Consider the following 11,422-nt stretch of genomic DNA (forward strand, 5'->3'; position numbering starts at 1 on the left):
AATGGCGCCCTGTTGGGACACGGACCGCCGGCAACCACGCTACAAGCGCGCTTGCCTGGTCCGGTCCCATATTTTTTTATCCAATCAGAAAATTTTTCAGGAGAAGCCGCATGAGCGGTCCAACGACGCCAGCCCCGGAAGTCAAAGTTCCGGAGTTCAAACAGATCCTGGGCCATCCGGCCCCGCTGTGGATGCTATTCATGACCGAATTCTGGGAGCGCTTCGCGTTCTACGGCATCCGGTGGGCTTTAGTCCTGTACATCGTCGCCCAGTTCCACGGCGGCGCGGCGAGCGGCCAGGCCGACGCCAACCTCACTTACGGTTCCTACCTGGCGCTGGTGTATGCCGCTGCGCTGTTCGGCGGCTACGTCGCCGACCGCGTGCTGGGCTACCAGCGTTCCATCCTGGTGGGCGCCGTGTTCATGTCCATCGGCCTGTTCGCCATCGCCTTCCCGGACCCGACCGTCTTCAAGTTCGGCCTGGCCACCGTCATCGTCGGTAACGGTCTGTTCAAACCGAACATTTCGACCATGGTCGGCAAGCTGTACACCGTGGCCGATCCGCGCCGCGATTCCGGCTTCACCATCTTCTACATGGGCATCAACACCGGCGCGCTGATCGCCCCGGTGCTGACCCAGGTCCTGGCCGAGAAAGTCTTCGGCGCCAACGGCATGCCGTCGTACAAAGTGGTGTTCATGGCGGCCGGTGTCGGCATGATCATCAGCCTGGTGTGGTTCTACATCGGCCGCGCCCAGCTCAAAGGCATCGGCGCACCCGACCCGCAAGCCGGCGGCATGGCCCGCGTGGGCTATGTGTGCCTGGGCTGCCTGGCCGTGATCCCGGTGGCCTACCTGCTGCTGGCGGTCGGCGCCAACACCCTGCAGATCGTGCTGTCCGTGCTGTTCCTGGCGCTGGCCGCGATGCTGCTGTTGGAAGGCTTCCGCAACGGCAACGTGGCGCGCGACAAGGTCATCGCCATGATGGTGATCTTCACCTTCAACATCATGTTCTGGATGTTCTTCGAGCAGGCTGGCAGCTCCTTCACCTTCCTGGCCGATAACATCGTGCGCCGCGACTTCGGCGGCTGGACCTTCCCCACCGCCTGGTTCCAGACCGTGAACTCGATCGCCATCATTGCTTGCGCGCCCATCGTCGCTGCGGCATGGGTGTTCCTGGCCAAGCGCAACGCCAACCCGTCCATTCCGCGCAAGTTCGGCCTGGGCATCCTGTTCAACGCCGGCGCCTTCGGCCTGCTGTGGTTCTCGCTGTCGACCCTGGTCGGCGCGGACAGCAAGATCCCGTTCTGGACCCTGTTCATGGTCTACGTGATCCAGTCCGTGGGCGAACTGTGCCTGTCCCCGATCGGCCTGTCCATGGTCACCAAGCTGGCGCCTACCCGCCTGGTCGGCCTGGGCATGGGCGGCTGGTTCCTGTCCACCGGCATCGGCAACAACCTGTCGGGCATCTTCGCCTCGCATGCCAGCGGCGAAAGCGGCATGTCGGTCGTGACTGCCCTGTCGGCCTACACCAGCGGCTTCTGGATCTTGACGGCCGGCGGCGTGCTGCTGTTCCTGATCGCACCGCTGATCCAGAAACTGATGCACGGCGTGAAGTAAGCGTCGGCGCTCAATGAGAAACGGCAGCTTCGGCTGCCGTTTTTTTCTTGCGCGGTGCTTGGCGGGCTACGTCCTGCCGTAGCAACCCGCCCAACGCACTTACGCGCCGTCGCCCGGACTCCCGCAGGGCGGCTTCGCGGGGGACGCCGAGTCCGCAGCGACGTAAGCCGCCAGCCAGGCATCGAGCCGCCCTTCCGCGCCAGCCGGCGCGTGCAGGCCCAGCTTGGACCGCCGCCACAGGATGTCCTCCGCCGTTACCGCCCACTCGTAACGGCACAGATACTCCACCTCCGCCACATACAGCCCCGGCTCCAGCTCGGCCCCCATGTCTTCCAGCTTCACGCGGCCGGACAGCAGCGTATGGATGCGGGTGCCGTAGGCGCGGGCGTAGCGCGCCACCAGCACGCGCGGCAGCCAGTCGTATTGGTCGAGCAGCTTGTTGCGCCATTCCTCGTAGCGCAGCACGGCGCAATTTTGCGGCGTGTCGCCATACAGGTCGCCGCCCGGCAGGCAGGCTTTCGCGGTCCATCCCGGATGGCGGTTGCCCAGCGCCTTGCCCACCAGGTCCACCGCATCCTCGGCCAGCTTGCGGAAGGTCGTGATCTTGCCGCCGAAGATGCTGATCAGCGGCGCGCCCTGCTGGTCCACTTCGAAGCGGTAGTCGCGCGTGACGGCTTTGGCGTCCTGCGCCGAGTCCTCCACCAGCGGGCGCACGCCGGCGTAGGTCCACACCACGTCCTCCGGCTTCACCGGCGCGGTGAAATACTGGCTCACCAGATCGCACAGGTAGGCAATCTCGCTGGCGTCGATGGCCACCTTGTTCGCGTCGCCCCGGTAATCGAGGTCGGTGGTGCCGATCAGCGTGAAGTCGCGCTCGTATGGAATCGCGAACACGATGCGGCCGTCGCGGTGCTGGAAGATGTAGGCGTGGTCGTGCTCGAAGATGCGCTTGACGACGATGTGGCTGCCCTTGATCAGGCGCAGCGTCTGGCTGCGCCGCTGCGGCAGCGCCATGCCCAGCAGGCTGGCGGTCCACGGTCCGGCCGCATTGACCACGCAGCGCGCCCGCACCACGGTCTCCTTGCCGTCCGCGCCGCGCAAGGTGGCGTACCAGCAGTCCGCTTCGCGCCGCAGTGCAGTGCAGGCGGTGCGGGTCTTGATGGTCGCGCCCTTGCGGCAGGCGTCCATGGCGTTCAGCAACACCAGGCGGGCGTCGTCCACCCAGCCGTCGGAGTAGACGAAGCCGCGCTTGAACTCGGGCTTGAGCGCGCGCCCGGCCACGTGGCAGCGCAGGTCGATGCCGCAGGACGCGGGCAGCAGCTCGCGTTTGGCCAGGAAGTCGTACAGGAACAGGCCGGCGCGTATCAGCAGCGCGGGGCGCTGCCCCGCCACGTGCGGCATCACAAAGCGCAGCGGCCACATGATGTGCGGCGCGGAGCGCAGCAGCACTTCGCGCTCGATCAGCGCCTTGCGCACCAGCGCGAATTCATAGTACTCGAGGTAGCGCAGGCCGCCGTGTATCAGCTTGGTGGACGCCGACGAGGTGTGCGATGCCAGGTCGTCCTTCTCGCACAGCACCACGCACAAGCCGCGCCCGGCGGCGTCGCGCGCCACCCCGGCGCCGTTGATGCCGCCGCCAACCACCAGCAAATCGCATTCGCTGTCGTGTGCCGTTTCGCGTCCTGCCGCCGTCATTCCGCTCTCATCCGAAAAAAGTTGCCGTGCGAGAAAGATACGCCATTTATGAATGCGCTGGCAACCCCTATTGTGGCGTGCGCTCGTCCACCGGCAAGCACGCCGCCAGCGCGCGCTCCATTTCCGCCATTTCGCCGTCCAGCCAGGCGCGGAAACGTTCTATTTTTGGCATGCGTTCCTTGTTGATGTTGACCAGGAAGCGGTAGCCCGACGGGTAGGTGATGCAGCGCCCGTCTATCATGCGCAGCACGCCCTTGCGCAAGTCCTCGTACACGATGCTGTAGGCCACCAGCCCGATGCCCTGCCCCGCCACCGCCGCCTGCGCCAGCACGCCCCAGTGGCTGTAGCCGCGCGAGACGTGGTAGCCGCCCTTGGGCAAGCCGTTGGCGGCGATGTAGCGGTCCCAGTGCACATTGCTGCCCTCGTCCAGCAGCGGCAACGCGCGCAAATCCTCCAGCGTGAACGCGCTGCGGCCCGCCGGCAGGATGTCCGGACTGTAGACCGCCACCAGGCGCTCGCGGAACAGCACGGCCGGGTCGCCCTGCTCGTACAAGCCGTAGCGGATCGCCACGTCCACGCTGTCGTCTTCCAGGCTGACGTAGCGGTCGTTCGCGTCCAGGCGGATGTCGAGGTCGGGGTGCAAACGGGTGAAGTGCGTCAGGCGCGGCGCCAGCCACTTCAGCGCGAAGGAGTGCGTACTCGAGATGCGCAGCACGCATTCCTCGCCGCTGTTCTGCAGCGCGGCCGCCTTGGTGCGCAATTCGCCCAGCACACGCGCCACGGTGGCGGCGAAATCGCGCCCCTTCTCCGTCAGCGCCACGTGGCGCGGATGGCGCAGGAACAGCGCGAAGCCGAGCTCCTCCTCCAGGTTCTTGATCTGCTGGCTGACCGCCGCCGGCGTCTTGTGCAGCTCCTCGGCGGCCAGCTTGAAACTGCCCCGGCGCGCGGCCGCCTCGAGGTCGATCAGCCCGGACAGGTTGCGCAGGGATTTGGCCATACAAGTTCCATGGATAAGTTTTTCTTGTTCTCAGACAGGCAATTTTCTCGTTTGATCACACAATGCTGCAGCGCGACAATGCATAGACACAAACAGGAGATTATCATGCACAAGAATATCTTGGTGATCGGCGGCACGCGCCATGTCGGCAAATTACTGGTCCAGAAGCTGCTGGACGCGGGCCACCGCGTCACGCTGGCCACGCGCGGCCGCACCGCGGATGGCTTCGGCCAGCGCGTGCAGCGCATCGTTGTGGACCGCCGCGACCACGCCGCCATGCGCGCCGCCTTCGGCTCCGCCAGCTACGATATCGTGTATGACCAGTTGTGCTACAGCCCCGTGGACGCGGCCATCGCCATCGAAGTGTTCGCCGGCAAGGTGGGGCGCTACGTCATGGCGTCCAGCATCGAGGTGTACCGCCGCCTGATGGGACGGCAGGAAGATGCCTTCGAGGAGCTCGACCTCGACCTGGCGGCGCAGGCCATCGACATGGACTATCCGTGGCACGATCCGATGCTGGCCGACGAAAGCTACGCCGAGGGCAAGCGCCAGGCGGAAGCGCTGCTGTACCGCGACGGCAGGCTGCCGCTGGTAACGGTGCGCCTGGGCCATGTGCTGGGCGGGGACGATTCCACGGGCCGGCTGGCGTACTACGTGGCGCTGGCACAAAGCGGCCAGGCGCTGCTCTATGCGAACGCGAAGGCGGCGACCTCCTTCATCAGCGCGGACCAGGCCAGCGATTTCCTGGCCTGGAGCGGGACGCAGGACTTCCTCGGCCCGGTGAACGCGGCCGACGGCGGGAGCTTGTCCGCGCTGGACCTGCACCGCAGGGTGGGCCTGGTGCTGGGGGAAAAAGTGCGCGCGCTGCCGCTCACCACGCAGGCGGGATTGAGTCCTTTCGACTTCCCCTTCCCCTACGTGATGGACACGGCGCGTGCCGCATGCCTGGGATACCGTTTCGGCGACACGGCGAACTGGCTGGATCTGGCGATCCACCAGCTGCAGCCCGAACTGGTGTGCGGCAGCCCGGCAAGCACAGCTTACACGCAGACACCGGTGCCCGAAAAGGTGAGACAGCCCGCCTTTATTGCCTAAGCCGCAACTGTGATTCCGCGCTGGCGGGACGGTCCGCCGATGCGGTCCATACAACGGGTCCTGACCGGCGAAGCATGGATTCCCGCTTTCGCGGGAATGGCACGTCTCAGCGCTTGAAGACCACGCCGTCCTTCATGACGAACTTCACCTGCTGCAGCACGGTGATGTCCTTCAGCGGGTCGCCGCTGACGGCCACGATGTCGGCGGCGTAGCCCGGCTCCACGGAACCGAGGCGGCCGCCCTGGTTCAGCAGTTCGGCGGCGTTCAGCGTGGCCGAACGGATCGCTTCCAGCGCCGGCATGCCCGCCTCCACCATATAGGCAAACTCCCTGGCGTTTTCGCCGTGCGGGAACACGCCCGCATCGGTGCCGAAGGCGATCTTCACGCCCGCCTTGTAGGCCCGGCCGAAAGTGGCCTGGATCAGCGGGCCGATGGCGGCCGCCTTGGGTCGCACCAGCGGCGAGAAGAACTCGGGATCCTTGGCCTTGTCCGCCACATAGCGCCCGGCGCTGATGGTCGGCACATAGTACGCGCCCTGCTTCTTGAACAGCGCGATTGCCTCGTCGTCCATATAGGTTCCGTGCTCGATCGAATCGACACCGGCGCGCACCGCCCGCTTGATGCCCTCCACGCCGTGCGCGTGCGCCGCCACGCGGAAGCCGTAGTCCTTGGCGGTGGCCACGATGGACTTCAGCTCATCGTCCGTGAATTGCGCATTCTGGCCGCTGGCAGCCTGGCTCAGCACGCCGCCGGTGGCGGTGATCTTGATCAGGTCCGCGCCCTCCTGGTAGCGCGCCCGCACCGCCTCGCGCGCCTGCTCCGGGCTGTTGATGACGCCGTCATGCGGAGTCGGGCGGCCGGTGGCCTTGGCCAGCTGACGCGACAGACCGTTGCTGCTGTCCCCATGGCCGCCGGTGGTGGCGATGGCCGTGCCCGAGGTGAACATGCGCGGACCGGGAATGGCGCCGCTTGCAATGGCGCGCTTGAGCGACACGTTCAAGCCCTCGTCCGCGCCCAGATCGCGCACCGTGGTGAAGCCGGCCTTGATGGTGCGCTCGGCGTAGGCCACCGAGCGGTAGGCGTCGTCCGCCACGTCCTGGCTCAGGCGCATGCGCAGGGACTCCACTTCCTTGTGCGACTCGCCCGTCAGGTGCACGTGCATGTCGATCAGCCCTGGCAGGCAGGAATGGCCGCTCAAGTCGATATCCCCCTTCACCGCCCCGGTCGGCGCAAGCGACTTGACCACGCCGTTTTCCACCACCACGCTGACGCGCTCGCGCCAGACGCCCGCCTTCACATCGAGCAGGCGGCCGCAATCGACCGTCGTTTGCGTTGCAGCGGCGGCGGTGCCGGCGACGGCAACATTCAAAAGCAGCAGCAGGCCCAAGGCAGAGTTGGCGCGCATGAGTTCATCTCCGTAAAAATTATTAGATGGCAAGAGTAGCATACAGACAAGGAGCTGTTGCCGTGGCCGTGGTCTATAATTGCCCCCACTTTGCAACCGTGAGTACCCGTCTTGACTGCTACCTCTCCTGCTTTACCAAAGTGGCTTAACCGCCGTAACGCGATTCTCGGCCTGAAGGTGGGCGGCATCGCCGCCGCGGCCGGCGGCGTGCTGCTGGCGGCATACCTGCTGATCTTCATCGCGCCCAATTTGCCCGCGCTGGACGCCGTCACCGACTACAAGCCCAAGATCCCGCTGCGCATCTACACAGCCGACAATGCGCTGATCGGCGAATTCGGCGAGGAGCACCGCGACTTCGTCGCCGTCAAGGACGTGCCGGACATGATGAAGAAAGCCATCCTCGCCATCGAGGACAAACGCTTCTACAGCCACGGCGGCATCGACTGGATACGCGCGGTCGGCGCACTGAAGGCCAATCTGCGCGGCAGCTTCCGCCAGGGCGGTTCCACCATCACCATGCAGGTTGCGCGCAACTTCTTCCTCAGCCGCGACAAGACGCCGGCCCGCAAGGCGACCGAAGTCCTGCTGGCCTACCGCATCGAGGCGGCGCTGAGCAAGGACAAGATCCTGGAGCTGTACCTGAACCAGATCTACCTGGGCCAGCGCACCTACGGTTTCGCCAGCGCCGCGCAAGCCTACTTCAGCAAGTCCTTGAAGGAGCTGTCGGTCGCCGAGATGGCAATGCTGGCCGGCCTGCCGCAAAACCCCGCGCGCCACAACCCGGTCGCCAATCCCAAGCGCGCGCGGCTGCGCCAGCACGTGGTGCTGAAGAGCATGCGCGACCTGGACTACATCACCGAAGCCCAGTACCAGCAGGCGCTGAAGGAGAACCTGCACGTCAGCACCAAGGGCCAGGAATTCGACACCCACGCGGAATACGTGGCCGAACTGGCGCGCCAGGCGGTGTTTGAGCAGTACAAGGAAGAGTCGTACTCGCGCGGCATCAGCGTCTACACCACCATTCTGAAAGCCGACCAGGACGCGGCCTACGAATCGGTGCGCCGCAATGTGCTGAACTACGACCAGCGCCACGGCTACCGTGGCCCGGAAGCGTTCATCGACCTGCCGGCCGACGCGGAAGACCGCGAAGACGCCATCGACGAGGCGCTGCAGAAGCGCCGCAGCAGCGACCGGCTGATACCGGCCGTGGTGCTGGCCGCCTCCGCCAAGTCGGTCACCGTGGAAACCATCGACGGCGAGGAACTGGCGATCACCGGCGACGGGCTGAAGCTGGCCGCGCCTGGACTGTCCGAGAATGCCAAGGCGGGACTGAAGCTGCGCCCCGGCGCCATCGTGCGCGTAACGCAAGGGCAAGGGCAGGGGCAAGGGCAGGACAAAAAGCACTGGTCGATTACCCAGGTGCCGCTGGTGGCGGCCGCCTTCGTGTCGATGGACTCGGCCACCGGCGCCTACCACGCCATGGTGGGCGGCTTCGATTACAACCTGCAGAAGTTCAACCACGTCACGCAGGCCTGGCGCCAGCCCGGCTCCTCGCTCAAGCCTTTCATCTATTCGGCCGCGCTGGAAAAGGGCTACTTCCCCGGCACCCTGATCAACGACGTCAAATTGTCCGAGACCGGCGTGGACACCGGCGGCTGGGATCCGCAGAACGACGACTTCGTCTATGACGGCCCTATCCCCATGCACGTCTCGCTGGCCAAGTCCAAGAACGTCACCTCGGTGCGCCTGCTGCGCGCCATCGGCGTGCCGTACGCGCACGGCTTCCTCGAGAAATTCGGCTTCGACCCGGCCAGGCATCCGAAGAACCTGACCATGACGCTGGGCACCGGCGCCGTCACGCCGCAGCAGATGGCGGGCGCCTACTCGGTGTTCGCCAACGGCGGCTACCAGGTGCAGCCCTACCTGATCGCCCGCGTCGTGGACGGCAACGGCAAGGTGCTGTCCGAAACCAGGCCGCCGCAGGCGGCGCAGGAAAGCAACCGCGTGCTGGACCCGCGCAACGCCTTCATCACCGATACCATGCTGCGCGAAGTGGTGCGCAGCGGCACCGGCGCGCAAGCCGGCGCGCGCCTCGGCCGCGCCGACCTGGCGGGCAAAACCGGCACCACCAGCGACGCCGTGGACGGCTGGTTCGCCGGCTATGGCGGCGGGGTGGTCGGCGTGGCCTGGATGGGCTACGACGATCCGAAGTCGCTGGGCGGCCGCGAGTTCGGCGCCACGCTGGCGATGCCGATCTGGATCGACTACATGCGCGTGGCGCTGCAAAAAGCGCCCCCGCGCGAGCGCGGCGTGCCGGAAGGCGTGGCACAGGCCGAAGACGGTTCCTGGATGTACAGCGAATACGTAGGCGACGCCACCGTGCGCGGCATCGACCTCGACGCGGCGCCCCCGGCGCCGGCGCAAGAGCCCGGCGCCAGCAACGTCCAGCCCGCGAACCCGTAGGGCGGCTTAGGCGCGGTAGCGCCCCGCCCAAGCTGGCCCCGCCAGCACGCTGGCGCAAAAAACAACATTGCGCCAGTCGCCGGAGCCAAGCGCATGGCCGGGGGAGCCAAGCTGCCGCGCACCAGATTGCGCACCAGATCGCGATGCTACATTTTGAACCGGGCCATGCGCCCGGTTTTACATTTCCGGCCCCTAAAAAATCATTCAAATCGGAGACAAAATGAAGAAACGCTACTGGAAGACGCTGGCGCTGTTGTTGATCGCCGTGACCGCCCTGCCCGCCCCGTCCTGGGCGCTGGGCTACACCCAAACCAAATACCCCATCGTGCTGGTACATGGCCTGTTCGGCTTCGACAACTTGGGGCCCGTCGACTACTTCTACGGCATCGCCTCCGGCTTGAGCAGCGGCGGCGCCAAGGTCTACGTCACTTCCGTGTCGGCCGCCAACAGCACCGAAGTGCGCGGCGAACAGCTGCTTATCCAGGTCAAACAGATCCTGGCCGCCACCGGCGCCGCCAAGGTCAACCTGATCGGCCATAGCCATGGCGGCCCGACGTCGCGCTACGTGGCTTCGGTGCGGCCCGACCTGGTCGCTTCCGTCTCCAGCGTGGGCGGCGTGAACAAGGGTTCCAAGGTGGCCGACATCCTGATCGGCGCCGTGCCCGGCGTCACCTACGACATCGCCAACGCGCTGGGTGGCCTGATCAGCCTCCTGTCCGGCAGCCCTACCTTGCCGCAAAGCTCGCGCGCGGCCGCCGAGTCGCTCAGCACCGAGGGCACGCTGGCCTTCAATGCGCGCCATCCGCAAGGCGTGCCGGCCACGGCCTGCGGCGAAGGCGCCTACCAGGTCAACGGCGTGCAGTACTTCTCGTGGAGCGGCGCCCAGCCCTGGACCCATGCCTTCGATCCGGCCGATCCCTTCCTCGCGGTCACCTCGCTGGCCTTCGGCGGCGCCAAGAACGACGGCCTGGTCAGCAGCTGCTCCAGCCACCTCGGCCGCGTGATCCGCGACGACTACGGCATGAACCACCTGGACGAGGTGAACCAGATGATAGGCATCACCAACCTGTTCGAGACCAGCCCGGTCACCGTGTTCCGCCAGCAGGCCAACCGCCTGCAGGGCCTGGGCCTGTAAGGGAGGGCCGCATGAACGCAAAACTTCCACGCCTGGCTGCGGCGCTGGCCGCCGTCATGGTATTGCTGTATTTCGCGCTGCCGTCGCCGGAGGCGGCAACGCCCGCGCCCCAAGCCCAGCCCGACTACTTTGCGTTCGTGCCCTCCATGGCCGGCACCGCGCCGGACGGCGCCGCCAGGCAGGACGCCGCCGAACGGCTGGTGGTCGACGAGGAACTCGGCTATCTGTTCGAATACTATCTGGCGGGCCTGGGTGAAAGGAAGCTGGCCGCGGTGCGCGCCGAGATCGAACGCGAGCTGGACCGCCGCCTGCGCCCGATACCGTCGGGTGCCGCCAAGCGCCTGCTGGACAACTATCTTGCATACAAACGCGCGCTGGCCGACCTGGAACGCGGCCTGCCTAAAACGACGGACATGGCGGCAGGCGCGCGCGCCCGCCTGGAAGCGATGCAGCAGCTGCGTCTGAAGCACTTCACGCCGGAGCAGATCGCCGGCCTGTTCGGCGCCGCCGACAACTACGCCGCCGACACCATCGCGCGCCTGGAAATTTCCGGCGACCGCAAACTGAGCGACGCCGAACGCAAGGACAAGCTGGCCGCGCTGGACGGCAAACTGCCGCCCGCGCTGCGCGAACAGCGCGACGCGCCCACGCGCGTGCTGCGGCTGGAGGAATCGGTCCAGCAAGCGCGCGCCCAGGGCGCCGGCGAGCACGACGTCTACCGCCTGCGCGCCGCCGCGCTGTCGCCGGAAGCGGCCTCGCGCCTGGCCGAGGTGGACCGCGAAGAAGCCGACTGGCAGCGACGCATCGCACAATACCAGGCCGGACGCCGCCAGTTGCCGGACGCCGCCGCCGGCGCAGAGGGCGACGGCAGCGCCCGGCAAGCCCTGCGCAACAGCCTGTTCTCGCCGGAGGAGCAGCGCCGCCTGGGCGCCTACGAATAATCCCGGGCATCGCCGCAACACATTCAGGGAAACTTATATTGACCAAGCTCAACAGTGCTACAATTTTTACAGCAC

At 66.4% G+C, this 11,422-nt stretch carries 8 protein-coding genes; 5 read left to right on the plus strand and 3 right to left on the minus strand.

The window, feature by feature from the left end; translation table 11 throughout:
• The first annotated feature begins 110 nt into the window (after window positions 1-110).
• Window positions 111-1,616, plus strand: coding sequence for a peptide MFS transporter (locus ACSQ8Y_RS10965; RefSeq protein ID WP_436266490.1), 1,506 nt, complete (start codon window positions 111-113; stop codon window positions 1,614-1,616).
• A gap of 99 nt (window positions 1,617-1,715) precedes the next feature.
• Here ACSQ8Y_RS10965 and glpD read toward each other — a convergent pair whose 3' ends face one another.
• Both glpD and ACSQ8Y_RS10975 read right to left on the minus strand, forming a co-directional pair.
• Complete coding sequence (gene glpD / locus ACSQ8Y_RS10970; RefSeq protein ID WP_436266491.1) at window positions 1,716-3,311, minus strand: glycerol-3-phosphate dehydrogenase; 1,596 nt, start codon at window positions 3,309-3,311, stop codon at window positions 1,716-1,718.
• A 67-nt stretch (window positions 3,312-3,378) separates the two neighbouring features.
• On the minus strand, window positions 3,379-4,308 hold the full coding sequence (locus ACSQ8Y_RS10975) for a LysR substrate-binding domain-containing protein (protein WP_436266492.1): 930 nt from the start codon (window positions 4,306-4,308) through the stop codon (window positions 3,379-3,381).
• 105 nt (window positions 4,309-4,413) lie between these two features.
• On the opposite strand from ACSQ8Y_RS10975, the gene ACSQ8Y_RS10980 reads away from it, so the two are divergent.
• The gene (locus tag ACSQ8Y_RS10980) at window positions 4,414-5,403 is read left to right on the plus strand and encodes an NAD-dependent epimerase/dehydratase family protein (protein WP_436266493.1); all 990 of its coding nucleotides are present in this window, start codon (window positions 4,414-4,416) and stop codon (window positions 5,401-5,403) included.
• A 106-nt stretch (window positions 5,404-5,509) separates the two neighbouring features.
• On the opposite strand, the gene ACSQ8Y_RS10985 is transcribed toward ACSQ8Y_RS10980, so the two are convergent.
• Window positions 5,510-6,808, minus strand: coding sequence for a metal-dependent hydrolase family protein (locus ACSQ8Y_RS10985; RefSeq protein WP_436266494.1), 1,299 nt, complete (start codon window positions 6,806-6,808; stop codon window positions 5,510-5,512).
• A gap of 111 nt (window positions 6,809-6,919) precedes the next feature.
• Between ACSQ8Y_RS10985 and ACSQ8Y_RS10990 the strand changes: the two genes are divergently transcribed.
• The 3 genes from ACSQ8Y_RS10990 to ACSQ8Y_RS11000 all read left to right on the plus strand — a co-directional run bounded on the left by ACSQ8Y_RS10990 (window position 6,920) and on the right by ACSQ8Y_RS11000 (window position 11,347).
• On the plus strand, window positions 6,920-9,271 hold the full coding sequence (locus tag ACSQ8Y_RS10990; protein WP_436266495.1) for a penicillin-binding protein 1A: 2,352 nt from the start codon (window positions 6,920-6,922) through the stop codon (window positions 9,269-9,271).
• Between the two features lie 220 nt (window positions 9,272-9,491).
• A complete protein-coding gene (locus tag ACSQ8Y_RS10995; protein WP_436266496.1) occupies window positions 9,492-10,406 on the plus strand; it encodes a lipase family alpha/beta hydrolase in 915 nt (304 codons plus the stop codon).
• 11 nt (window positions 10,407-10,417) lie between these two features.
• A complete protein-coding gene (locus tag ACSQ8Y_RS11000) occupies window positions 10,418-11,347 on the plus strand; it encodes a lipase secretion chaperone (RefSeq protein WP_436266497.1) in 930 nt (309 codons plus the stop codon).
• Window positions 11,348-11,422 lie beyond the last annotated feature (75 nt).

The organism is Pseudoduganella sp. LjRoot289 (assembly GCF_964252925.1).
Taxonomy (GTDB): domain Bacteria; phylum Pseudomonadota; class Gammaproteobacteria; order Burkholderiales; family Burkholderiaceae_D; genus Rugamonas.